Genomic DNA, 24,145 nt, shown 5'->3' with positions numbered 1-24,145 from the left:
TAACTGAAGCGAGAAGCCAAGCTCATTCAATGTTTGCATTGATTGTAGGGCTTTGTGCTTATTTTTGAAAATAGCCGTTTCTGTTAGTTCTAGTGGGAAATGTTCTGGAGTTAGCCCTTTACTGATTATTTTTTGATGTAAGGCTGTAATGAAATCAACATGCTCGAGTTGTACAGCTGAAACATTAATTGATACGGAGAGTTTATAGCCTGTATCAAGAAGTCTTTTATGAAACTCAATAGCTTTATCGATTACGAAATTCCCAACCTCAACGATATCCGTTGATTCTTCTAACAAGGGAACAAAGAGTTCAGGGCTAATAAAGCTTCCGTCTTTTTTCCTCCATCTCAGCAATGCTTCGAACCCTTCAACTAAACCTGTTTGGATATTGATTTGTGGTTGAAACCATACATCAAACTCGTTGGCCTCTATTGCGAGTTTGAGTTGTTGGTTGATGACAAAGTCGTCTCTACTGAGGTTACCAATCTGGGTGGTGTATAATGCGATACCAGAAGTTTCGACTTGGTGCTTTTTAGCGTAATACATGGCAGTATCAGCATTCGCGAGTAATGTATTAGCTTGCGCCCCATCCTCAGGGTAGGTGGCAATACCGACAGAGCAGCGAACTCTAATTGTCGAATTCGCAATTTGGATAGGTTGACTTAATTTGTGTCGAATGTCCCGAGCTAAATCCATTGCACGTTTCTTGCTGTTGTTAAGGTAGATAATTGCAAACTCATCACCACCAATTCGCGCGACAACATCATTTTCGTTTAATTGTCCTTCTATAAGGCGTCCGATACAGCGTAATAACTCATCACCCACTGAATGGCTGAGATTATCATTGATTGACTTAAAGTTATCGATATCAAGGAACATAAGGAAAAGTTTCTCTTGCTGCATTTTCTTTAACTTAAATAACTCGCTTAAGCGTCTGCGGTTAGGCAAACCCGTTAAAAAGTCAGTACGAGCGAGTGTGTTAGCATTTTTCTCTGCCGTTCTTCTCATCTCGACTTCTGATTCAAGCGCAGCTTTGCTGACGGTGGTTGTTTTTAAGTCATAATACATAGACTCAATATCGCTGGTTAATTGGTACCACTCCTGGATATGTGACTTTCGGAAATCGATGACCTTATCGCCCCGCCCAATGCGATAGAGTAAATGTTTCACAATTTTAAGTGGTGCAATAAGGGCGGAATGTATGACCGCTAGCAGCAATATAGCTAAGGTTGTGATGATGGAAAAAATGATCCTTTGATTAGCAGTCAGTTTAGATAATTCACTGGTTGCTGTCTTTCTGATTTCCTTGATCAGTTTGTTTAGATGGGTGATTAGGTTTTGATTATATGTATTGAGGTTGATCGTTATCCAATGAGTATCGTTGCTGCTGGTGGCACCTTGTAGTAATGAAAATTGCTTTCTAATTCTAAATATATCGGCCTCAATACGTTTAGATATGGAGTGATCATTAAGGTTGGCAGACAATAATAAATGTTCATATTGTTGCTCGACACTATTGAGTGTTTTCGCCCACTTCTCCAAAGAGTCAGGTGATTGCCTGAAAATGTAATCGGCAACAAAGACATTTAACCTATTCGTTTCTTGTGTAAGGCGAAAGGCTTGTTCATCAATGTTTATGACTTCTTCCCTGATTTGGTTCTGTTTCTCAGATACATAGAAGAGGGCAAGGATAAACCATGTCAGTAGGATGACAAAAAGGGCGATGATTTGCTTGATACTAATCTTCATATGCAATCACCGTTTGTCGTAACGGGGCAATATGCTGTAATACATCGGGTCTTAACGAGGTAGATGAGGAAAACGACTTACCTTTACCTTCATCGACACCATGAGAGATGAGCCATTCCATTTGACGTTCAAGTAACGGGATCAATGGTTGATAGAGTGACACTTCCCACACGCTGTCATTGTGAAGGATACTCAATTGCTTAGGCGTGGTTTTTAAGCTTTGGCTCAGGGTTAAATTGACTTGTTCAGGGGCGATGTGAAATAAACTCTCGGCCTGAATCATGGATTTGACAAATTGGCTCAATGTTTCATCAGCGACCCTGTCATGGGCAAGCATTAATTCATGCTGCAGGTAGACCCCAGGGAAGAAGGTTAGCTGCGCTTGGTGATCACTTTTAACCAGTAAATCGGCGATTAATGGCTCCCGTGTGGTAATAAAATCACACTCACCATCGAGAAGCCTGTCATTGAGTTCTGAGACTTTATAAAACTGGTAAGTAACATCCTGAATTGCGTTTCTTTCTACCAGAACTTGGCCGAAGAAATGAAGCGCAGATAGGTATTGGGTACACAGGGTTTTACCAGCCATAGCTTGAATATCACCCAATGGCTTTATACTAGCGATGGCATTGAGATTGTCGGAATCAAAAACGGAAGCAACTACACGGTAGTCTGGTAAGGAATGTTGATTCGCTAGGTAGGCGATATCAGCTGTAAAAATGATATCAGCATCTACTTCTTTGTTGATCACAGAGATGATAGCCAATTTTCCACTGAGCTTTTCTTCAATATCAACGGAGACATTGTGCTGCTGAAAATAGTGCTCACTATCAGCAATGCGTAATAGCCCGGTTCCAGGTTGAACGCCGGTGACAACAGAAACCTGAGAGGTATCTGTGGCTATATTTTGCTCTGGTTGATCGTCACTACAGCCAACCAATGTAATGAATAGAAATAAAGCGGCCACTACTTTCATTATTGAAACATCCTATTTGTTTTCAATTACCTGTGTGTAATGTTTTCTATTTCAATATTAATTTGACTTCCAGCACCACTAATGACTGATTCATCAATAAGTTAAAGTGATAACTTATACTTTAAGGTTAGGACAGTTGCTCTAAAAGGCATAATAAGATGTCCAGCTTTCACTACACAGTTTCGATGCGTAAAGTCCGAGGAATAATGGGACGGAGAGTGATTGCCTAATACGGCATGGTAGTGGAAAGGGTTATTTTTGTATAAAAAAACGGAGCCGAGGCTCCGTTTCTAGAAATACGCTGTTGGCGATTAACGCTCCCAGTATGCTTCTTCCAAGCAATCTTCACGCTCCGGCAGTCCGCGCGATAGGCGAGGGGCGTGCTGAGTCAATACTTCGTAGCTTACGCGGTTTGAGTATTGGCAAATTTGGGAGAACGAAGAGTAGCTTAGGAAGTCACCCTCGTGCTTGCCAGAGTTTGGTACATTCGCCTTGTGGAAACGGTTTGCAGACATGTCGTGAAGCAGTGCCGAAAGGGCTGCATCACCTGCGCCGTTGGTGTTTTTGATTTCAACCGGGCCACCAAGGTATGGCGCAATGTGTGAATAAACACGGATTGGGTTTTCACACGATGCCTTTCTCATTGGACGGCTGAATTCGTACTTGTTGAAATCAGCAATTTGGCCAGGCAGTAGCGGCAGGGTAGATTCGCGCTTTAACTCGTCATCTGTGTAACCAGCCATGTATAGACCTACAGGGCCAGCAGTACAAAGGACAAGGTCAACCCACTCAAGGGCTTTATCTGCAGCAACAAGCGGATCTTTCTCACCGGTTAGTGCTTCGGCTTCTTCTTCGTTCATCGCAACACAAGTTACGTGCTCTTTTAGGAAGTCGATCCACCAATCTTGCATGCCTTCAATGACATACTTGGTACCTAGGGTTAGAACAACAGGTACGTTGTGCTTTTTAGCGTGCTCGATAGCTTTGAGTGCTGAATCCTTCATAGGATCGCCCGGCTTACCTCGTACCAAGTAGGAGGACAAAACCAGCGCAGAAGCATTTTCAAATGCAGCTTCAGGAACGAACTCAGGCTTAAGCTGATTCATTTCCCCTTCATTGATCGCAAAAGTGCGTTCACCGTCTTCGGTGATAAGGGTATAGCAACGACCAATAGGGCCTTCAACAGGTTGCAAGAAATCTAGATCCATGCGGCTAGAGGTATTGCATAGGTAGCGGTAAGCGTAAGAACCGATTTTTAGGTCTTGGCTCATCACACCAAGAAGAATCGACTTGTCATCCGCAAGAACAGAGTAGTTGTGTAGGGTGTTACCAATGGTATCACCCGGGTACTCATGGCTGATAAGGTTGCGTTCTTTCAGCTCTTGGTAAAGCAATTCTGCTTTATCTTCAGCAAGTACCAGTGAATGGCCTTTGCTTAGATTGTGGCGTGCCAAGAAGTCATCGTCGATACGCGCTTCGATATCTACGATAGTTTGGCCGACACCCACAAGGTGAGTACGAGATAGCGGATTTTCTTGCTGGATTTGAGCTACTAATGGATCGCGGGCATTAACTGGGAAGTAATGCTTTGATTTACGCTGACCAGGGAATTTCATGTTTGAAGGCTATCGGTTAAAGGGAATTTTGTTTCATTGTATCATAAAAATGAGATTTATATCCCACTTCATGACGTTAAGGTGACATTTTGTGATTGGTTGCTGTTTTTTTATTCAGAATGAAATAGCTGGTAGTTCTGAGAGGTATAAATGCTTATTTTACAAACAAAAAAACAGCCACAATATGGGCTGTTTCTAGGAGGGTAAGGTGTAACTATACCTTAAATTTCATATTGAGCTCAATAGCTACAGATTCGTGCTCTTAGTGATAGGGTATTAAGCAGCCTTCCACAAAAAACGTTTGTTAAGAGAGCAACTTGGGCTTAAAAGCCTTCTCGCCAGCAACAGGGCGGTTCACTGAAATTGAGCGGCCTTTCTTCATGCCTTTTTCATAGTCATCGGTTAGCGCATTCATGGCTTCTTGAAGCTGCTTTTTGAAGGTTTCACGATCAAGGTTTTCAAACTCTTTGTCGATGAAATTTGTCATGCGCTTGTCGTGGTCATCGTCAGTATTGAGTTCCGGTAACTTTTCCAGAGCACCTTCAAGCCAGCCAGCAAGGAAAGATGACACACGGCGAGTCACTTCGGCATTACTGGTACCAGTGCCTTGGAAGCTATTTCTGAACTGGCCGGTCTGCTGATTCATTTCACGGTACATAACGTCGAAGGCAAAGGCAGCAAAGATAGCTCGCTCTGCGACACCGATAAACTCTGCTTGCTTGAGACCTTTATGGTTGGTAAGGACGCATTCCACACCAAACTTGCGGTTGATACCACGGATGATCTTCAAGATCTGTTGGCTGATGTCGGCCGGTAGCAAGGTCTGAGTTTTGGTTTTGCCCATCTGGATAAACTCTATATCATCTTGTTCAAGACCATATTTGAGCATCAGACGATGCGCCATCTTGATCGCTTGCGCGGCTTCATTGACGTTAGCAGAGTTACCCAGCTCGAGGCATTTTGCAATTTTCTTGAGCGCCTTTCGCTTCTGTTCAGACATTCGATTGCACCATGATGGAAAAGGGCACATATTTTAACGTGTTCGCATAGCCAGCACAATTCTCTTAAGCGGATACTTTATGCAGTTTTTATCTTGAATTTATGCGGGCCTAGCGGTTGCTATGTATTCTCTGTATATCAGCAATTTGCAAGCACTTCGTCTTGAGTCTTGATTACGAGGTGCGCATAATAGGTTTAAGTCACTTCACAGTTTTTCTTTTGGGTAATTTTGCTATGACAGCGACCTACCAATCCGTTGATGTTCCTTTTGAATATCGCCATACCTGCTGGTTCTGTGGTGAGCCTTACTTTGAGTCGTTCGCCTTTTTACCTTCACCTAATTACGATCACCAGAAGCTACCTGTGTTGCTGCCTAGTTGCCAGGAGTGTTATGGCATTTGCAAAGGTGTCAAAGCGAGTGATTTAGAGTTGCTTCGCGACAAAGTAAAAGAGCAGCTCCACCGGAAGTACCAGAAGCACCTCCAAATTGGGGTTAATTGGACCAAGGAGGAACTGGAACAGTCGGAGTTTGAAGGCAAGGCTTTAGAAGGTTTTCGCGAGAGTGCTTGGAAAATGTTTGAAATTGCCAAAGCCAGAGTGAATTACAACGGTTGGCCGCTCACTATCGATGGTTTGCCAATCGCAGCACTCAGTACCAGTTTCCATGTTCAGTTTGACGGTATTAGTTACACGAGTTTGAGCCACGCCGTAGAGCAATTGGCGAAGTCATACAGCATTCCACAGGAATACCTTGAGGAGGTGGTTGAAGTCGTGGGGCGTGACCGTCTTGCTTATGCCATCCGTTTTGCTAAAACGACCTATGGTTACTCGGTAGCAGAGCGTTCGGCGAGCATTGACAGCTTAAAGGCCTTGCTTGCTGAAGAAGCTGCGTTGGCTATCCCTGAAACAAGTAAAGCCAAGGGGGTTGATGTCAACGTCAGTGATATTGCTGAGCTAATCTTGCACCGGACAATGATCCCACCCCATGCGACTCAGTGGGTTTTAAAGCAAGGGATTAAAACCTTGAATCAGCTTGCTGAGCAAGAAGATGCCTTTTTTGAACACTTTGGCGCTGATTCGGAGCTAACGGCATTTACGTATTTTACTGCAATGCAGATTTACCTTGAGCATCGAGAGCTTGAACCTGAGTGGGCAGAACACCAGGATCCGAATCGGCAGTGGTTCGATAAGCTATGAGTTAAACTAGCGTTTTGAATGATAAGAAAAAGGCGCCAATGGCGCCTTTTGCTATTTGATGTAGTCTAATTACTGATTATGGCGAGACCATACCATAGTGCGGCCATTCTCATCGAAGGCGAGCACTTCATAAGGATCTTTCTGGTCATTGTATTCCATACCTGGTGATCCCATTGGCATACCAGCAACGGCTAGGCCAATCATGCGCTTAGGTTTAGACTCGATAAAGCGAAGAATCTCTTCGGCAGGGACGTGACCTTCAAGCGAATAGCCTTCAATTTCTGCAGTGTGGCAAGAGGCATATTTTGGACGAATGCCCAAGTCAATCTTAGTGGGCGTCATGTTCTCTTGATAAACCACATCTAGCTCGAAACCGTTATCTTCCATGTGCTTTACCCACTCCTTACAGCAACCGCAGTAAGGAGATTGATAGTTCGTTCCCTTGAAAGTTTGAGCAAAAGAGAAAGCGCTTGTTGTGATCAATGCTGTTGCAATTAGGGCTTTTGAAGACAATTTCATGATAATACCTGTCAGTAACGTATTAATTTAAATAACTTATGTTGCTTAATATGAAGCGTTTAGGTGCAGCCGAAATGGCTGAACGATCAGTACTTGGACTTGAAAGACCAAACTAAGCAATGACAGGAGGACGGAAGATCACTTGATTGATCAGTGGTTGGCTCCCTTCTAGGTATTTATAGTGGTGGGCACCAACAAAAGGGGAGAAAGTAAGCTCATTGGCAAGAATGGCAAGAGGGATTTGTCCGGAATGGCATTGGTTGTCTTTACAACAGTTATCATCAGAGGTTGTTTTGACAATAGTGCAAATATCGCCGGTATCAGAAACGACAAAGCTCATTACTGCTCCCGTGCTGCAACAATGGGACATAACTGCCGCTGGGCTGCAGCCATGGCCGCTGTAGGGCGCTTGGCTGGCAAATGCTGGAGATGCGTACGATGCTACTGAAACAGACAGCATTAGGAAGATGACAAATTTAGCGATCATCTTTTGAAAGCGCATAACAACCTTTGATTTGGTGGACAAGCACATTATATCCATCATTTCTGGAGTTGGACAATCTCAGTAACAACAAAGTGCACTGTTTGGACAAAAAATGACAAGCCTATGAATGCCCGTTTGTTTTTCGTGAAAAACTAGCCACCCCTTATGTGACGTGGGTTTGAATGCCTTGAAGCCTTACTTTTCTCTGACAAAACAGATTTAAGGATCAGCTTAAATAAGTGCAACGAAAAAATACAAGTGCGCTAGGCACAGGGCGCAAGGAAACTAAGATGCAATATACAGAACAAGACCGCCAGGTACTTCATGATACTTGGATGAGCTACAAAGCTAAAATGCGAGTAACCCAGATCGAAATGGCCAAGCGCCTTGGGGTGAGTCAACTGGTCTTTTCTGACATTCTTCGTGGTAGTGTTCCTTTGGAGCACCGTTTTGTCACTCAATTCTGTAGCTATATCGGTGTCGATCCAATTCTTACTTTGCCTTCGCTCCGCAATCAGATGAGCGGTGATATGCCAAACTCGGTGACTCTGACTAATACCTTTATTGTTGATGGTGACATCAAAAATGTACGCTATGAAGGCAATCAACTGGTTGTAGAATACGTACATAGCGTTGAAGTGCATTAATCCCGTTTGTATTAACCCTTTTTGATGCATTCCGAGTCTGACACCTCTGCGGATAGTTTATTCATTAAATTATCGACAGAGGTGTTTTTGTTTAAGCCAAAGACAATGAAAACATCAGTAAAAGAGGCAGAGCGAAAATGCTGAAGAAGTTACCGAAGAGCACCATTGATGCAACATTGCTAGGTTCAACGACAAAGCGCTCGGCATAAAGGTAGTTCATGACTGCTGGTGGTAACATGGTGAATAGCACCATCATTTGCAGTTCTAGCGTGGGGAGTGGAACAAAGAAGTAGATCAGTGAAAACGCCACAGCACCGGTGGCCAGTGATTGACAAGTACAAACCAACCCTATCTTCAGTCCTTCCAGACGTAAATGACACATTTGCGCACCTAACGACAGCAACATTACCGGTACTGCTGCTTGCCCAAGCAATGCAGTAGCGTCATACAATGGTTTCCAAACCCCCACACCACTGATATTGACAAGCAGTGCCGCACAGGTCGCAATGAATATTGGCATCTTAATCATCTGCTTGAAAGGGTTCCCATTACTGAGCATGGCCAAACCGAGGCTACTGTGGACACAAGCCGAGACCACAAACAGTAAAACCGCAGGGGCGAGCGCAGAGTCACCAAAGGCATAGGTGAATAGGGGGATGGCAAGGTTACCGCTATTGCGGAACATCTGGGGTGGCGCCCACGCTTTGTAATTGAGTTTGCTGAAACGGCAAACAGGTATCATGAGAATACCCGGGATGAGGACAGCAATGAGAGAGGCATAAAGGAGGGGAAGCTGTTCAACATCAAGGGGCATGGCCACTAAAGACGAGAAGACCAAGGCTGGAGTAAAGGCATCCATGTTTATTCGGTTGATAGGCCGGAAATCTGGTTTTAACCATCGACCAACGGCAAAGCCAATCAGTACCAAAGTGAATACGGGAAAGAGGATCCCTACAATTTGTTCAAGCATGCTATCCCTTATGCCAATATAGATTTACCCCAATCAAATTACCGTATTTCAGAGTATGTAGATAGGGCGTTATTGATAAAGAGTGAGGAAAAATTCTGATGAAAGGCTTAGCTAAGGCGTTGTGTTAGAAGCATTATCTTGCTGATCAAGACAATGGTAGGGAATATGTGTCTTGAGCAGCAAGGTACTTCGAGGGTTTACTGACTGTGCTGGGTATTTATTTACAAGCTTGTCTGTTTAACTAGCTTGTTCAGTCAGTTTACTTTGCTTTTCCGGCGAGAGTCCCCACTCAGGAATGCAAAGGTACAAACATGCCGCGCCGAAGATAGAGGCCAGCAGATCTGTCGGCCAGTGCATACCCAACCAGATACGGCTGATACCGACACCCACTGCCCATACAATAATGATGCTAGCAGGTATGATCTGACGACGCCTCAAGAAGAAACCACCCCAGAAAGCGACACAGACAGCGGTAAAAATCGTGTGGCCGGATGGTAGCGAATAGTTCGTTTCTCCCTGCCAATGACTAATACGCCAGTGGCTGACACTTTTGCTGGCTTCTTGCACTGCCTTGTCTTTGTCTTCATTGCTCAGTGCATAGAAGGCTTGCGGGCTTTCGACAATGTGAAGTGCTTGTAGTTCATGCGTATATGGTCGAGGAACTTCAGTGATGTGCTTCATCACAGTTTTGGCAACAAAACTTAATGCCAGCAGAAGAGCAAATTGAATACCTATTTTTATCAGTGATTTGCGTGGTAGTCTTAATACAATCGGGATGAGCATAAACACGGCGACTGAAACCAGAAAGCCTGGGTTGCCTGCTGAGTGTGTTAGGAGTGAAAACAGCATTCCGCTGGTATCAGAGACAGGCCCATTCAAGTTGGCTTGAGAATAAAATACCAATACCGCAGACAAGACAGTGGTCATTAACAGGAGTGCGATAAGGCCGGGTATTTTTTGTTGGATGAATGGACGGAGAGACATAATCAATACACTTCATAAAATGGAGACGGGATTCTATCAGAGTTTACTCGCGGAAAAGTAAAATAAGTGTCATAAACCGTTAGCCTAAGTTTAGTAAGGAAAAAAATGAAAATAGCCCTAATTGGATTAGGCGATATAGCTGTTAAAGCCCACTTGCCAGTACTAACCCAAATGGAAAATGTGGAGTGGGTGTTTTGTACCCGTAACCCTGAACGCTTACAGCAGCTGGCCAAGAAGTACCATGTGAAGGAAACCTTTACGGATTACCGTAGCCTCGCTAAGGCTGGGGTAGATGCTGTCATGATCCACAGTGCGACGTCTTCACATCCTATGTTAGCCGAGTATTTCCTGAAACTTGGTGTTCCTGTCTTTGTTGACAAGCCTCTGGCAGATAACTACCAGCAGTGCGAGCAACTTTATGATGTTGCAGAAAGTCATCAGGTTCCTCTATTTATGGGGTTCAACCGTCGTTATATTCCTCTTTATCAACAATACTTTCCGGGCGTAACAGGCGATAACCAGACTGCACCTCCACTATTGTCATTACGCTGGGAGAAGCATCGCCATGACTTGCCGGGGGAGGCGCGTACCTTCATTTTTGATGACTTCATTCACCCGCTAGACAGCATTAATGTCAATGCCAGCATTTTACCAGATGATACCTATGTGACTCGTCAGTTTGTTCAAAGAGGCGGGCAACCTTTATTGGGTAGATTGGATGTGCAGTGGCAGCAGGGAGGAACGCTTTTCCATGCCTCTATGAACAGGCAGCATGGCGCGACAATGGAAACGGTGTCGGCCAACTATCAAAATGTCAGTTACCGGTTTGATTCTTTCACCGAGGGAAGTTGTTGGCAGGGGGGTAAAGAAGAGCGTCTGAAACTTGCTGACTGGACCCCCATGTTGGCAGCCAAAGGCTTCCATGCCATGGCTGAACACTGGCTAGAGGTGGTAAGTGCAGGAAAACAGTCACATTCTCTTACTCAACGTAACCTGCATAGCCATCTGTTAGCTGAGCACTTGGTTAATCAAATGAAATGAAGTGAGTATTGTTGGCAATTTCATACTTCGCGTTTGATGTAATTTTGAACTACATCACAAAAAATATTTCGTGTTCAAAGCATTTAACCCAGAGTGGGTAGCAAGCCTTATAACTACCTCTAATAGTTGACTATTTTGCTGGGGTGTAGATAAATGATGCTATGTATTTGAGTTGTCATTATAAAATATAAAGAAATATTTCACTGGTGTGGTGGGGAATGAGCTGTTAAAGTGCCGCCCCTCACACACACCGTGAGATTATTATGCTAAGCAATACCCTAAAAGGTAGCGACAAAAAAGTTTCAGTTCTAACTATTAGTTTCCTAGGACTGTTTCTCCTCTTCTCCCTCTACGATTTGCAATTAATCAGTCAGATCATTAATACCGCTTTTTCGTATTCGACTGCTGCATTTGGCCAATTTTGGCAGTGGCTGATGGTAATTAACCTCGTTATTGCCCTCGTCATTGCGGTAAGCCCATATGGCAAGCAACGCCTTGGCGCTATAAACAGCAAGCCTACAATCGGTACATTCCGTTGGTTGGCAATGATCATGTGTACTCTGCTGGCAGGTGGTGGTGTGTTCTGGTCAGCGGCAGAGCCTATCTATCATTTCATGACAATGCCGCCAAGTTTTGAAGGCGTTGAAGCGCAATCGGCAGCTGCAGTAGTTCCTGCTCTTAGCCAAAGTTTCATGCATTGGGGGTTCCTGGCATGGGCTGCACTAGGTACGCTTGCAACGATTGTTCTGATGTACGCACACCATCAAGGTGGGGTGAAACTTCGCCCTCGTGCTTTGCTATATCCTCTTGTAGGTAATAAGTTGGAGAACCATTGGGTTGGTTCTGTGATTGATGCATGTTCAATCATTGCGGTAGCGGCAGGCACAATTGGGCCGATTGGTTTCCTTGCCTCTCAGTTGGGTTACAGCCTTGAAGTCGTTGCAGGTATTGAAAATAATGCCTCTGGTCAAATGGTGATTTTGGCCGTCGTTGTGGCAATTTACTCGCTATCAGCATTTACCGGTATGGATAAAGGCCTTCAATGGCTGAGTCGTTTTAATATTGTCGGTGCGTTTGCTTTGCTGATGGTCATGCTGGTGTTTGGTCCAACTCACTTCATCTTTGAACATTTCGGACTGGCTTTTGCTTCTTACATCCAGAACTTGCCTGAAATGAGCGTGAATGCTGACAGCCCTGCGTGGAGTCAGTGGTGGACTTGGTTCTTCTGGGGCTGGTTTATCGGCTTCGCACCTATGATGGCCATCTTTATTGCGCGCATCTCTGAAGGCCGTAGTATCCGTGAACTGATTCTGACCATCGCAGTAGCAGCGCCGATCGTAACCAACTTCTGGTTTACGGTATTGGGCGGAACTGGGATTTTCTTTGAAATGCAGGTTCCTGGCAGTATTTCAGGCCCGCTTGCTGACTCAGGCTTGCCAGCAGTATTGCTAGCGTCATTGGCTCAGTTGCCATTCAACGAGCTTTTGATTCCGGCATTCTTGGTATTGACGACAACGTTCGTTGTGACAACCGGCGATTCAATGGCTTACTCAATTGCTCTTGTGGTTTCTGGCGACAACCAGCCATCAAAATCACAGCGTCTGTTCTGGGCATTGGCGATGGGCGTGATTGCAGGGGTACTTCTACTTGCCGGTGACGGCGGCTTGAACGCATTGCAGTCGTTTATCGTGATCACTGCAGTACCTGTTTCCATTTTGATTGCTGTGACGCTGGTTACTGGTCCTATCGCAGTGCTTAGGATGCAGGGCAAGAAGGCAGAATCCCAAGCTAAAGCTCAGCAAAGCTGGGACCAAACAGAAGTGGTCAGTCAGTCGTAAACTGATTTTACTTGATGAATTAAATCGCAAGCCATTAATGTGGCTTGCGCTTTTTTTTGCCAAGACTCTGGCCTAAATCGGTCGGGGTTAAGTCAGAATCAAACCATCTTGATAAACCAAACCATTATCACGGTCATGCTTTAACAGCACTGGGCCATCCAGATCGACTAATGCAGCTTGGCTGGCAACAGGCAGGGCAGCCTCCATAGCAAGTGATGTACCGACCATGCAACCGACCATGACCTCCAGCCCTTGTGCTCGAGCCTGCTGTGCAAGCTTGATGGCTTCAGTTAACCCGCCAGTTTTATCCAGTTTGATATTGATCATCTCGTAGCAACCCACCAATTTTGCTAGATCATCACTGGTATGGCAGCTTTCATCGGCACACAGAGGGATAGGGTGAGGGATGCCCTTCAACAAATGATCTTTCCCTGCTGGAACCGGTTGTTCAATCATCCGAATGTTGTATTCATTCAGTGAGGTGAACAATTCGGTTAAAGGTTCATGTTCCCATGCTTCGTTGGCATCCAAGATAATTTCGCACTCGGGGGCCGCATTTCGAACTGCTGCAACCCGTTCGATGATGAGTTTGTCATCCAGTTTTACCTTGAGTAACTTTGCCCCTAAATCACAAAGATCACTCGCTTGTTGGGCCATTGTTGACGGAGTATCGATAGATACCGTCATAGCCGTGGTGATCTGCTGCTTGATTTCAAACAGCGGTGCAGGGAAGTTTGTTCCTGCATTGAGCCGCCAAAGCGCACAGTCGATAGCATTCCTTGCCGCTCCGGCAGGCAATTGTGGTACGAGTTCTTGCTGAACCGATTTGGCTGACAGGTCTGGCTGCTGTGCAAGAACGTCACTAAAGCCTTCTATTTGCTTGATAACACTTTCGATGCTCTCGCCATAGCGGGCATAAGGAGTACATTCAGCTTTTGCACTACGATCCCCCAGTTTTACCGTTGCAACAACAACATCTTGATGGGTGCGGCTACCACGGGAAATAACAAACGGCCTTGCCAGTTCGAAGCGTTCATGACGAGCTGAGATTTCCATTAGCGCTCCTTTAATTCTGGTGAAGTTGTTCGGCAATGGCTGAGACACCAAATCGAACCGGGTCGGTGACAGGCAATTGGAATTGGCTGGCAAGCTGTTCGCAGTATGCCCGGGCATCTTCAATATCCAGTGCTGAGGTATTGAGGCAGATCCCAACAAATTTAGCTTCGCGGTTGGTCAGGCGGGCAGCCATCAAGTTTGCTTCCATTACGGGGGCTAAATCAGGCATAGGCATATGAGGCAGGTGACGAATGTGTTGACGTCCCACTTCATGGCAAAGCACCAGTGCATCAGGCTGGGCGCCGTGCAAAAGCCCTAAACTTACACCTGCGAATGAAGGGTTGAGTAGTGAGCCCTGTCCCTCGATGATGTCCCAGTCATGGTCATCAAATTCAGGACTGATAGCTTCAGTGGCACCGGAAATAAAATCAGCCACCACCGCATCAATGGCTATTCCTTTGCCAGAGATAAATATGCCTGTCTGGCCTGTGGCACAGAATTGGGCTTTTAGGCCTTGCTTGTTCATCTCTTTCTCAAGGGCGAGGGAAGTATACATTTTACCAACAGAGCAATCCGTTCCGACGGTCAACAGTCTTTTACCTTCGCGGGGGTTGCCGCTACCTACTTCCAAGCCCCCATCGAAGTGCCTGATGTCGAATAACTTACAATTATTGGCCCTGGCTTTTTGTGCCAAAGTTGGGTTATCACCTAGTCGTTGGTGCATACCTGATGCTAAGTTAAAACCTATGTCGAGGGCGCGTTCAAGTGTCGTCAGCCAACTTTGTGGAATAAAACCACCTGAGTTCGCCGTTCCCAAAACCAACGTTCTTGCACCCTTGGCATACGCATCTTCTAAGGAGAGATCCGCTAGTTCAAGACTGACAGTCTCTGGTGTTAGTCGAAGCTGGCCGATACAGATTTCCGGTCGCCATTGAAGTATTCCCCTAGCCGTTTTGGCAGAGAGAGGATCTGTGACATCGCCGAGGAACAAGAGGTAAGGTTGTGGAATTTGCATGGTTCATCCTTGGTATTTGCTATCGTAATAACACCTTAAATCAGCTTAGACGCAAGCTCGAATACTTAAATGTTTCAACGGTATAACTTCAGGTTATAGTCGCTTAGTTGCTACACCCCCATTACTCAGTATCAGCTAGTTTAAAAGAAAAAGAGAACCGGATAGGTAATGTGTAATGCGTTTAGCAAAGAAAGTAATAGGCTTGCTGCTGGGGGTTACGACTTGTGGTTGCACAACCTATGGGAAAGTCGTCAATGAGCCTAAGCTTGCTTTGAATACAGAGAACACCTATTCACTCACGACAGCGGCAAATAGGGTTAATAAGGGGGAAATTACTGTCGCTATCGCCATGTCTGGCGGTGGAACACGGGCTGCAGCATTATCATACGGCGTGATGAAAGCGCTGAGAGATACATCACTAAAGCTCGAGCAACCCACAAAGGCGGTTCTGGAAGAAGTTGATTTTATCAGTTCGGTATCTGGTGGCAGTTTTACTGCGGCATATTACGGCCTGTATGGCGATAAGCTCTTTTCTGACTTTGAGGGAGACTTTCTTTATCACAGTATCAGTGATGACCTCTTTTCGCGTGTTTTAAGCCCGAAGACTTGGTTCACTACCGGGGGGAGAACTCAGCGGACTATCGATTACTATCAACAAACTCTATTCTATGGCGCCACCTTTGCCGATATGAACCGGCCAGATAAACCTATCGTGGTGGTCAACGCATCAGACTTAGGGGGCGGAATAAGGTTTTCATTCCTTCAAGAATATTTTGATCTGCTGTGTTCGGATTTATCAACCTATCCCGTTGCCAATGCAGTAACGGCTTCCTCGGCGGTTCCTTTGGTATTTAATCCCGTTATCCTGAGAAACCATGAAGGTTGCGAGCAAAGCCAGCTGATTGAATTATCTTCAGATGATGATAGAAAGGCACATACCCGGCATACGGTGGAAGGACTGAAAAGCTATCAGGACAAATACGATAGGACGTTTATTCATCTTGTCGACGGCGGTATTACTGACAATCTTGGCCTGCTGTCGTTTTATGATGTTATTGAAAGCTCAGGAGGCGGTGAAGCATTCTTCAAGCGAATTGGCGCAAAGCCCTTGCCGCATTTTGTGATGATTGTTGTCGACGCCTCAACATCACCTGATTTTGAGATGGAGCGTTCAACCAAAGAACCGACAATCAGGGAGACCTTGTCGGCGATGACAGATATACAGCTCCACCGCTTTAATGACGCATCTAAAAGCTTGTTTGCAAGAACAATGGATCGATGGGCAACGATTCTATCAACGGAAGATGTACAGATGTCGACTTACTTTGTTGATATCAACCTGCAAGATGTGACGGATATAAAGCAAAAGCATTATCTCAATCAGATCCCGACAGATTTGAGCTTGGATCCTGAGCAGGTGGATGCCTTAATTGAAGAAGGGTATCAACAGCTAATGCAAAATGAGTCCTTTCAAGCGTTTCTCAGTAATTACCGTGCTGATGAAGAAGATCTTTAGCTTCATTTCTCAATGACGAGTGATTTAGAGGGGGATTCGTTACATCTGCCTCCTTTAAGGAGGGCTTACTCGTCATTATGTCTTGGGGTGCTTATTGAAATTTGTACTGTGTCGGCTAACTGCTCAGATAAATCTGAGTGTTAAGCTTGTTACTTACGTTTTTGCTTTGTTTGTGATTTAACACGCTTAGAAACGATGTAGTGCATTGCCATTAGAGAATCGTAGTTCATGAGTCACCTCTATCATTATCTTGTAATAAGCTTGTAATAAATTTACTTAAATGTGACTTTCTTGCTGCCACATGAAGAATTTTAGTGTGACTCGCATCACTTTTCAAGCAGTTAATAGCATGCGTAATTGGGTGTCGTGTAATTTAATTACATAAATTACAGTTATGGCGATCAGCAATAGAAATGATTGATAGTTAGCATTGCGTTGATGAGAATTGGGATAATCTTCTAGCGGAAATTTCCTTTTATCGGCCATCCTTTTGCTTAAGAGTGCAGAAGGATGGCAATTTACCTGTCTCTAATCGCTCTGAGGCTTTTTCACCGAAGCGCTGAGATCTATTGACTATATCTTTGGTTGTACAGGGCATCAGTTGACGGTAATGAATCCGGCATCGGAACGTCTGTTTCTACCCAGCCACCGCCCAGTACCTTGTACAAGGTGATTAAATTGAGCTCTTCGGAGAGCTTAGTATTGATCAGTTCTTGCTGGGCGGTATAAAACTCGCGCTGTGAATCGAGAACGGTGAAATAGTCATCAACACCTTCGTCGAAGCGGAGATTTGATAAGCGGAAGCTTTCACCTGTTGCATCGACTAGCATTTGCTGGGCAGAAACCTGATCTTTCAGGGTTGCTTGGTTGGCTAGGGCATCAGCAACCTCGCGAAAGGCAGTTTGAATTGCCAGTTCGTATTGATTCAGGGCGATTTGTTGATCGGCGATTGATACATCTAACTGGCTGTCTAACTCACCCCAATTAAAAATCGGCAAAACGAGGTTAGGGGTGAATACCCAACTGCGACTATCCCCAGAGAAAAGATCATCAGCAGATGCACTGAGTAACCCTCCGGTTGCCGTCAGTGATATTGTTGGGAAATAGGCCGCCCGAGCTGCGCCGATATTGGCATTGGCCGCACGAAGCTGGTGTTCGGCGGAGAGAATATCAGGACGGCGGAGCAATACATCTGAAGGCACACCCACATGAACCGGTGCAAATCCAATATTATCCGATAGCTGGGGAAGCAGGTGTATCGGTACCTGTGTGCCAGTCAATATGTTCAAGGCGTTGATATCGACATTGACCTGACTGGTGAATAGGGCAACATCTTTAAGCGCTGTTGCAACAGTCGTTTTGGCCTGTGATACATCCAGCCCGGTTGCCACACCGCTGTTGAAGCTCTTTTCAGTCAGGGTAAGTGAATCTTGCTGAACCCGAAGCGTGTCTTCGGCTAAGCGCAGCAAACGTTGATCGGCGATGAGCGTCAGGTAGGCTTCAACCACACTGCTGATCAGGCTAAGTTGGGTGTTTTTCCTTGCTTCAATGGTCGATAGGTACTGCTCGAGAGCTTGTTGTTCAAGGCTTTGGATACGTCCCCAGAAGTCGATTTCATAGTTGCTCACACCCAAGTCAACGCTGTATTGGCGGCTAATAGTCGAATTACCGTTGTTCACGTTTTCCGACAAGCGTTGGTTGGCTCCGGATACACCCAGATCAATGTTGGGCAGCCGGTTTGCACGTTGGATACCATATTGGGCTTCGGCACGTTGGATATTCAATATGGCTATCCGTACATCCCGGTTGTTACGAAGGGCAAGCTCAATGACCTGTGTCAGCTTGTCACTTTGGATAAAAGCCCGCCAGTCTTCATAGGGAGAGACCCGACTGATTGATGGCTCAAGGCTTGCCGTTTGGTTATTGGATACCCCGGGAACATTGCTGCCGGTATAAATCGAGAAGTTGCTGGCACTCTCATCTACGGGCCATGCCGTATCAATAGGGGCGACAGGTTGTTGGTAACTTGGAATAAAGTTAGTGCACCCCACCAAGCTTGTAGCGGCATAGATACAGAAGGCCAGCGACGTTGTTTTAGTCATTCATGGTCTCCTCTGCAGTAGATGGTTCTTTGTCCGGGCCGTAGAACACCCGCGTGACGACGACAAAGAATAGAGGCACAAAGAAAATGCCAAGAAAGGTGGCGGTGATCACGCCGCCTACAACGCCCGTACCTACTGCATTTTGTGCACCTGACCCTGCACCGCTCGAGATTGCCAGTGGAACAACACCCATCCCGAATGCAAGTGACGTCATTAATATTGGACGTAAGCGTATTTTGGCAGCATGGATAGCAGCTTTGAACATATCCTCACCCGAGTCATGGTAGGACTTGGCGAACTCAACAATCATAATGGCATTTTTCGAGCCAAGCCCAATCGTTGTTAATAACCCGACTTGGAAATAGACGTCATTATCTAACCCGAATATCAAGGTTGCCGTCACCGCTCCAAGAATTGCCAGCGGTATGATGAGAATGACCGAGAAGGGCACAGCCCAGCTCTCATACAGTGCGGCAAGGCACAGGAATACGATGAGTATCGACAAGGCATAGAGCATAGGTGCCTGGCCACTGGATATTCGTTCCTGATAGGACATACCCGTCCACTCAAGCCCAACGCCTTTGGGTAACTGGCTAACTATTTGCTCCATTTCCAACATGGCTTCACCGGTACTGACACCCGGCGCAGGTTCGCCCAGTATTTCCATTGCCGAGGTCCCGTTGTAGCGCTCTAGGCGTGGGGAACCATAAGTCCATTCGCCCTCACTGAATACGCGCATTGCCACCATTTCACCGGACTGATTACGGACTTTCCATTCCATAATATCTGCCGGGTTCATGCGATAAGGCATATCAGCTTGGACATAAACTTGCTTGATCCGACCTCGATCGACGAAGTCATTGACATAGTTACTGCCCAGCGCTGTCCCTAATGTGCTGTTGATATCATTGATAGAGACACCGAGCGCCCGCGCTTTTAATTGATCGATTTGAATATGGTACTGTGGCGTGTCGTCTAACCCATTGGGTCGGACTTGGATGAGGTTAGGGTTCTGTGCCGCCATACCCAGCAATTGGTTTCTTGCTTCAGTCATTTTCTCATGACCAAGTCCTGCTCGGTCTTGGAGGAACATGTCGAAACCGGTGGCATTACCTAATTCCATAATGGCGGGCGGAGCGAAAGCAAAGATCAAGGCTTGCGGAATTTCGGTGAAGGCCATCATTGCCCGCCTGACAATGGCACCCACTTTATCCTCATCAGCTGAGCGCTCATCCCAATCATTGAGGGCGATAAACATCATCCCAGTATTGGCACCAGAACCCGCAAAGCTGAACCCTGAGACAGAGAAAACAGATTTGACGTTTTTCTTTTCTGTCTCCAAAAAGTGATCTTCCACTTTATCGAGGATTGCTAAGGTTTGTTCCTGTGTTGAGCCACTTGGCAGTTGCACCATACTCATCATGATGCCCTGATCTTCATCGGGTAGAAACCCGCTCGGCAGGCGCAAGAACAGCAATGCCATGATCGCACCAATACCTAAATAGACTAATAAAAATCGGATACTTCTATGGGTGATAATGGTCACTGCTGAGGTGTATTTTTCAGTGGCTTTGTTGAAGTTACGGTTAAACCAACCAGCAAAGCCCGTCGTTTTGTGTCCATCCGTAGTCTTGAGCAGACTGATACACAAAGTCGGTGTTAGAATGATGGCAACCATTACCGAAAGGGCGACGGCGGTAACGATGGTAATTGAAAATTGGCGATAGATAGCCCCGGTAGACCCCGCGAAAAAGGCCATTGGGATAAATACGGCACAAAGCACCATACCGATACCCACCAGCGCACTAGTGATTTCGGTCATGGATTTTTCAGTGGCTTCCCTTGGCTCAAGTCCTTCTTCCTCCATGATCCGTTCTACGTTTTCTACCACCACGATGGCATCATCAACCAACAGGCCGATAGCCAATACGAGGGCAAACATCGTCAGGGTATTGATGGAATATCCCAGCGCGAGCAGTACGGCAAATGTACCGAGGACCACCACCGGTACAGCAATGGTAGGGATTAATGTTGCCCTGAAACTCTGCAGGAACAACAACATCACCAAGAATACTAAGAAGATGGCCTCGAGTAGGGTTTTAACCACTTCCTCTATCGATATCTCGATAAACGGGGTTGTGTCATAGGGGTAGACAACTTTGATGCCTTCAGGAAAGAAGGGGGTCAGCTCATCCAGCTTGGCCCGAACTGCGTTGGCGGTTTCCAATGCGTTCTTACCAGTCGCTAGGGCAATGGATATCCCTGTTGCTGGCTGCTTGTTGTAATTCGAGACAGTTTGATAGGATGCCGCGCCTAATTGGACCCTAGCGACATCTTCCATTAACACCTGAGAGCCATCAGGGTTGACCTTGAGCAAAATTTTCTTGAACTGGTCAACCGTTTGCAATCGCGATTGGGCCGTAATCGTGGCGTTTAGCTGTTGACCGGGTACGGCTGGCGCCGCACCAAGTTGGCCAGCAGAGACCTGAGCATTCTGCTCCTGTATAGCCGCCACGATATCCGATGGCATCAAGTCATAGTTTTCCAACTGGTATGGGTTAAGCCATATCCGCATGGCATATTCCGCCCCGAACAGCTGGGTTTGCCCCACGCCATCCACCCGGCTTAGCGGGTCAAGCACATTACTGGAAATATAGTCTGAGATATCTTCGTTCGTTAAGGATGGATCATCAGAGACAAAGCCAATCACCATAAGAATCGAATTACTGGCTTTCTCGACTTTAACGCCTTGGTTTTGTACCTCAAGCGGTAGTAATGGGGTTGCAACAGAGAGTTTGTTTTGCACCTGAACCTGGGCAATATCCGGGTCTGTACCTGCCGCAAAGGTTAGGGTCGTGGTGATATTACCGAAAGAGTCCGACGTTGAGGACATATAAAGCAGATTATCAAGGCCATTCATTTGTTGCTCGATGACCTGAGTCACTGAGTCTTCAGCGGTTTTCGCTGATGCACCAGGGTAGGTGGCAGAAATCTGAATTGCAGGTGGAGCAATAGTCGGGTATTGGGCAATAGGCAGCAGGATGATGGAAATGACCCCCGCTAACATCACCAAAATCGCAAGCACCCAAGCGAAAACAGGTCTTTGTATAAAGAAATGAGCCATGAACCCGTCCTATTTACTTCGAAGGATTGTTAGTCGTTGTGGTGCTAATTTCATGGGACTTGCTAACTGGTGCACCTGAGCGAACAAACTGCAAACCGTCGACAATGACTTTATCGCCGACACTCAGCCCCTTGGTGATGAGCCACTGGTTATTAACGAGCCGGTCGGTTTGAACGGTTTTCACTTCCACTTTGTTGTCTTGCCCAATGACACTTACCTGAGCCTCTCCTTTAGGGGTGCGGGTTAAGGCTTTGGCTGGAATTAATATTGCTTTGTCGACCACCCCTCTTGGTAGGGAGGCCCTGACAAACATGCCGGGTAGCAGAATCTGTTGAGGGTTTGGAAAGGAAACCCGCAGGACAAAAGAACCGGTTGTTTCATCGATATTGATATCAGAGAAAAGGATCGTGCCGGGTTGATCATAAGTGGTGCCATCTTCGAGAGATAACTGGATGTCACTTAATTCAGCATCATCGCGCTTGAAAGCGCCTTGGGCAAGTTCTCGCCTGTATTGCAACAACTCGGTACTAGAGGCGGTAAGATCGACATGCATTGGGTTATAAGTTTGTACCGTTACCAAAGGGGCAGATTGATTAGCCGTCACCAATGCACCAGCCGTGACTGAAGAACGTCCAGCTCTACCATCAATAGGGGCGTTGACCTTGGTATAGTTGAGATTGATTTTGGCGTTTTCGACACTGGCCTTGGCACTGGCAACATCGGATTGTGCTTCTTGGTAGGTTGCAACAGCATCATCATAGTCCTGTCGTGAGACTGCCTTCTCCCTGACAAGGCGACGGTATCTATCTGCACGATTTCTCGCAGTAGCAAGATTGGCTGTGGCCTTGTTGAGATCAGAGCGGGCTTGATCGAGTGAGAGTTGAAATGGCGCTGGATCTATTTGGTAGAGGGGCTGGCCTTTTGCCACCATGGTTCCTTCCTCAAACAATTGCTTGAGGATAATCCCACCCACTTGAGGGCGAACTTCAGCTTCATAAGAGGCAACCGTTCGGCCAGGCATTTCATCGCGAAGCTCGACCGAATTGGTTGCGACAGTGACATAACCAATGTCATATTGCGGCCCTTGTGGGGCGGTAGCTTGTTTGTCTTCACAGCCTTGAAGAAAGGTGATGCTTAACAGGACTAAAGACAAAGAGAACGGTTGTAACAGTTGCTGCTTAACACTGATCATTACGCCAACCTACCTTAAAGCGACAAACTAAAAGCGTGATTAAGCCTTGCTCTAATCATAAAGAGTAATGAATAGCTTATTCAGGTTTGCGACGTGACAGTGTCTTATCTTTGCGCAGGATTCTCTTTTAAGTACTGACAAAGAAGCTCAAGAAACTGATTAGCCGTTGAAGATAAAGGGGAATGGTCGGCAAAAAGTAAACTGATAGTGACAGGGATATGCTCTGTTAATGAGAGAACCCTGACTCTCTTTTGGTAGTTATTTGCTGTCCAAGGGTCAACAATCGTGACGCCCATGCCCTGAATGACCAACTCCGCAGCGGTAGAGTACGATCTTACTGATAGCTGAAAGTGGTAATCAGGGGCGTGTTTTAAGATGGCATGCTTAACAGCAAGCCCTAGAGGATCACGTGCATCCAAGCCAACAACAGGGGCAAGATTAAGAATTTCAGGTATTGTTATTGAGTTCGAAGGCCAAGACTGATTGTTTGCTAGCAAGGCGGCCATTTCGGCCTTTTTTAGTTCCTGACTGGTTATCCTTGGAGGTGCTGTGTGACCAAAGCTAATCGCAAAATCGAGTTGGTTTTCCAATAAAGCATCACAGAGCTCATTCTGATTTCCTGTCGAGATTTCAGCTGATACTGGCGATAATTGACACAACTTAGCTAATACTGGCGGAATGAGACTGGTTGAAAGAATTGGCGGAGCTCCGATACGAAGATGGGAGTGTCCTTTCTGCAGTTTACTCGTAAGGGATTGCAGGTTTCCTACTTGACGATAGAGCTTTTCAGCCTCAGGTAATATGGCTTCGGCTTGTTTAGAGGGGATAAGTCGACCTTTGTGGCGATGGAACAGAGGAAAGCCAAGTTGCAGTTCTGTATGAGCGAGCACTCGAGTAACGTTTGGTTGTGAAACGTGCAGTAATTTAGCTGCCCCAGACACACTGCCACTTTTCATTACTGCGTAAAATATTTCAATTTGACGTAAGTTCAAAATCCAGCCTCATCTATCCCTAAGTGGCGTGTTCCATAAATCATCCCATTCAAAATAACATATATCTCAGTAAGTTGAATCATTATCTAATTACATCAATAGGTCATTTTCATGAATGAGGAAGAGGA

The 24,145-nt window shown here is 45.9% G+C and carries 19 protein-coding genes; 5 read left to right on the top strand and 14 right to left on the bottom strand.

What is annotated here, in order from left to right:
• The 4 genes from BIZ37_RS20360 to BIZ37_RS20345 all read right to left on the bottom strand — a co-directional run.
• On the bottom strand, positions 1-1,749 hold a 1,749-nt coding region (locus BIZ37_RS20360), incomplete at its 3' end, for a bifunctional diguanylate cyclase/phosphodiesterase (protein ID WP_187463057.1).
• Positions 1,739-2,725, bottom strand: coding sequence for an ABC transporter substrate-binding protein (locus tag BIZ37_RS20355; protein WP_187463056.1), 987 nt, complete (start codon positions 2,723-2,725; stop codon positions 1,739-1,741). The genes BIZ37_RS20355 and BIZ37_RS20360, both read right to left, overlap by 11 nt.
• A 311-nt stretch (positions 2,726-3,036) precedes the next feature.
• Positions 3,037-4,341: an inosine/guanosine kinase gene (locus BIZ37_RS20350; RefSeq protein WP_187463055.1), complete on the bottom strand. Its 1,305-nt coding sequence runs from the start codon at positions 4,339-4,341 to the stop codon at positions 3,037-3,039.
• A 304-nt stretch (positions 4,342-4,645) separates the two neighbouring features.
• Positions 4,646-5,341, bottom strand: coding sequence for a DUF2786 domain-containing protein (locus BIZ37_RS20345; RefSeq protein ID WP_107298070.1), 696 nt, complete (start codon positions 5,339-5,341; stop codon positions 4,646-4,648).
• Between the two features lie 233 nt (positions 5,342-5,574).
• Between BIZ37_RS20345 and BIZ37_RS20340 the strand changes: the two genes are divergently transcribed.
• Positions 5,575-6,537 carry a hypothetical protein gene (locus tag BIZ37_RS20340; protein ID WP_187463054.1) on the top strand — a complete coding sequence of 321 codons (963 nt, stop codon included), beginning with the start codon at positions 5,575-5,577 and terminating at the stop codon, positions 6,535-6,537.
• 69 nt (positions 6,538-6,606) lie between these two features.
• On the opposite strand, the gene BIZ37_RS20335 is transcribed toward BIZ37_RS20340, so the two are convergent.
• Both BIZ37_RS20335 and BIZ37_RS20330 read right to left on the bottom strand, forming a co-directional pair.
• The gene (locus BIZ37_RS20335) at positions 6,607-7,056 is read right to left on the bottom strand and encodes a DUF411 domain-containing protein (protein WP_187463053.1); all 450 of its coding nucleotides are present in this window, start codon (positions 7,054-7,056) and stop codon (positions 6,607-6,609) included.
• A 112-nt stretch (positions 7,057-7,168) separates the two neighbouring features.
• Positions 7,169-7,558 (bottom strand): hypothetical protein, encoded by a 390-nt coding sequence (locus BIZ37_RS20330; RefSeq protein WP_187463052.1) that lies wholly within the window; start codon positions 7,556-7,558, stop codon positions 7,169-7,171.
• A gap of 272 nt (positions 7,559-7,830) precedes the next feature.
• On the opposite strand from BIZ37_RS20330, the gene BIZ37_RS20325 reads away from it, so the two are divergent.
• The gene (locus BIZ37_RS20325; RefSeq protein WP_107298074.1) at positions 7,831-8,187 is read left to right on the top strand and encodes a helix-turn-helix transcriptional regulator; all 357 of its coding nucleotides are present in this window, start codon (positions 7,831-7,833) and stop codon (positions 8,185-8,187) included.
• A gap of 91 nt (positions 8,188-8,278) precedes the next feature.
• Here the strand turns inward: BIZ37_RS20325 and BIZ37_RS20320 are convergent, their stop codons facing one another.
• The gene (locus tag BIZ37_RS20320) at positions 8,279-9,157 is read right to left on the bottom strand and encodes an AEC family transporter (RefSeq protein WP_187463051.1); all 879 of its coding nucleotides are present in this window, start codon (positions 9,155-9,157) and stop codon (positions 8,279-8,281) included.
• 237 nt (positions 9,158-9,394) lie between these two features.
• The gene (locus BIZ37_RS20315; protein WP_187463050.1) at positions 9,395-10,141 is read right to left on the bottom strand and encodes a phosphatase PAP2 family protein; all 747 of its coding nucleotides are present in this window, start codon (positions 10,139-10,141) and stop codon (positions 9,395-9,397) included.
• Positions 10,142-10,246: 105 nt separating this feature from the next.
• Between BIZ37_RS20315 and BIZ37_RS20310 the strand changes: the two genes are divergently transcribed.
• Together BIZ37_RS20310 and BIZ37_RS20305 are read left to right on the top strand one after the other, a co-directional pair.
• Positions 10,247-11,182, top strand: a complete 936-nt coding sequence (locus BIZ37_RS20310; RefSeq protein ID WP_187463049.1) for a Gfo/Idh/MocA family protein — start codon at positions 10,247-10,249, stop codon at positions 11,180-11,182.
• Positions 11,183-11,445: 263 nt separating this feature from the next.
• Positions 11,446-13,020, top strand: coding sequence for a BCCT family transporter (locus tag BIZ37_RS20305; RefSeq protein ID WP_187463048.1), 1,575 nt, complete (start codon positions 11,446-11,448; stop codon positions 13,018-13,020).
• A gap of 87 nt (positions 13,021-13,107) precedes the next feature.
• Here BIZ37_RS20305 and dgcA read toward each other — a convergent pair whose 3' ends face one another.
• A complete protein-coding gene (dgcA, locus tag BIZ37_RS20300) occupies positions 13,108-14,076 on the bottom strand; it encodes an N-acetyl-D-Glu racemase DgcA (RefSeq protein ID WP_187463047.1) in 969 nt (322 codons plus the stop codon).
• Positions 14,077-14,086: 10 nt separating this feature from the next.
• The gene (gene dgcN / locus BIZ37_RS20295; protein ID WP_187463046.1) at positions 14,087-15,091 is read right to left on the bottom strand and encodes an N-acetyltransferase DgcN; all 1,005 of its coding nucleotides are present in this window, start codon (positions 15,089-15,091) and stop codon (positions 14,087-14,089) included.
• A gap of 175 nt (positions 15,092-15,266) precedes the next feature.
• Between dgcN and BIZ37_RS20290 the strand changes: the two genes are divergently transcribed.
• Positions 15,267-16,607, top strand: a complete 1,341-nt coding sequence (locus BIZ37_RS20290) for a patatin-like phospholipase family protein (protein WP_187463045.1) — start codon at positions 15,267-15,269, stop codon at positions 16,605-16,607.
• Positions 16,608-17,173: 566 nt separating this feature from the next.
• Here BIZ37_RS20290 and BIZ37_RS20285 read toward each other — a convergent pair.
• The 4 genes from BIZ37_RS20285 to BIZ37_RS20270 all read right to left on the bottom strand — a co-directional run bounded on the left by BIZ37_RS20285 (position 17,174) and on the right by BIZ37_RS20270 (position 24,017).
• Positions 17,174-18,709, bottom strand: a complete 1,536-nt coding sequence (locus BIZ37_RS20285; protein WP_187463044.1) for an efflux transporter outer membrane subunit — start codon at positions 18,707-18,709, stop codon at positions 17,174-17,176.
• Positions 18,702-21,833: an efflux RND transporter permease subunit gene (locus BIZ37_RS20280; protein ID WP_187463043.1), complete on the bottom strand. Its 3,132-nt coding sequence runs from the start codon at positions 21,831-21,833 to the stop codon at positions 18,702-18,704. The genes BIZ37_RS20285 and BIZ37_RS20280 overlap by 8 nt, the downstream gene beginning before the upstream one ends.
• 13 nt (positions 21,834-21,846) lie before the next feature.
• Positions 21,847-23,025 (bottom strand): efflux RND transporter periplasmic adaptor subunit, encoded by a 1,179-nt coding sequence (locus BIZ37_RS20275; RefSeq protein ID WP_187463042.1) that lies wholly within the window; start codon positions 23,023-23,025, stop codon positions 21,847-21,849.
• A gap of 104 nt (positions 23,026-23,129) precedes the next feature.
• The gene (locus BIZ37_RS20270) at positions 23,130-24,017 is read right to left on the bottom strand and encodes a LysR family transcriptional regulator (RefSeq protein ID WP_187463041.1); all 888 of its coding nucleotides are present in this window, start codon (positions 24,015-24,017) and stop codon (positions 23,130-23,132) included.
• Positions 24,018-24,145: the final 128 nt, after the last annotated feature.

This window comes from Photobacterium sp. BZF1 (genome assembly GCF_014349205.1).
Taxonomy (GTDB): Bacteria; Pseudomonadota; Gammaproteobacteria; order Enterobacterales; family Vibrionaceae; genus Photobacterium.
This window is presented reverse-complemented; position numbering and strand designations above follow the sequence as displayed.

Excerpts from the sequence above, each read along its gene's own strand:
- BIZ37_RS20355 (WP_187463056.1), bottom strand. The coding sequence starts at position 2,725 with ATGAAAGTAGTGGCCGCTTTATTTCTATTCATTACATTGGTTGGCTGT.
- BIZ37_RS20350 (WP_187463055.1), bottom strand. The coding sequence starts at position 4,341 with ATGAAATTCCCTGGTCAGCGTAAATCAAAGCATTACTTCCCAGTTAAT.
- BIZ37_RS20345 (WP_107298070.1), bottom strand. The coding sequence starts at position 5,341 with ATGTCTGAACAGAAGCGAAAGGCGCTCAAGAAAATTGCAAAATGCCTC.
- BIZ37_RS20340 (WP_187463054.1), top strand. The coding sequence starts at position 5,575 with ATGACAGCGACCTACCAATCCGTTGATGTTCCTTTTGAATATCGCCAT.
- BIZ37_RS20335 (WP_187463053.1), bottom strand. The coding sequence starts at position 7,056 with ATGAAATTGTCTTCAAAAGCCCTAATTGCAACAGCATTGATCACAACA.
- BIZ37_RS20330 (WP_187463052.1), bottom strand. The coding sequence starts at position 7,558 with ATGCGCTTTCAAAAGATGATCGCTAAATTTGTCATCTTCCTAATGCTG.
- BIZ37_RS20325 (WP_107298074.1), top strand. The coding sequence starts at position 7,831 with ATGCAATATACAGAACAAGACCGCCAGGTACTTCATGATACTTGGATG.
- BIZ37_RS20320 (WP_187463051.1), bottom strand. The coding sequence starts at position 9,157 with ATGCTTGAACAAATTGTAGGGATCCTCTTTCCCGTATTCACTTTGGTA.
- BIZ37_RS20315 (WP_187463050.1), bottom strand. The coding sequence starts at position 10,141 with ATGTCTCTCCGTCCATTCATCCAACAAAAAATACCCGGCCTTATCGCA.
- BIZ37_RS20310 (WP_187463049.1), top strand. The coding sequence starts at position 10,247 with ATGAAAATAGCCCTAATTGGATTAGGCGATATAGCTGTTAAAGCCCAC.
- BIZ37_RS20305 (WP_187463048.1), top strand. The coding sequence starts at position 11,446 with ATGCTAAGCAATACCCTAAAAGGTAGCGACAAAAAAGTTTCAGTTCTA.
- dgcA (WP_187463047.1), bottom strand. The coding sequence starts at position 14,076 with ATGGAAATCTCAGCTCGTCATGAACGCTTCGAACTGGCAAGGCCGTTT.
- dgcN (WP_187463046.1), bottom strand. The coding sequence starts at position 15,091 with ATGCAAATTCCACAACCTTACCTCTTGTTCCTCGGCGATGTCACAGAT.
- BIZ37_RS20290 (WP_187463045.1), top strand. The coding sequence starts at position 15,267 with ATGCGTTTAGCAAAGAAAGTAATAGGCTTGCTGCTGGGGGTTACGACT.
- BIZ37_RS20285 (WP_187463044.1), bottom strand. The coding sequence starts at position 18,709 with ATGACTAAAACAACGTCGCTGGCCTTCTGTATCTATGCCGCTACAAGC.
- BIZ37_RS20280 (WP_187463043.1), bottom strand. The coding sequence starts at position 21,833 with ATGGCTCATTTCTTTATACAAAGACCTGTTTTCGCTTGGGTGCTTGCG.
- BIZ37_RS20275 (WP_187463042.1), bottom strand. The coding sequence starts at position 23,025 with ATGATCAGTGTTAAGCAGCAACTGTTACAACCGTTCTCTTTGTCTTTA.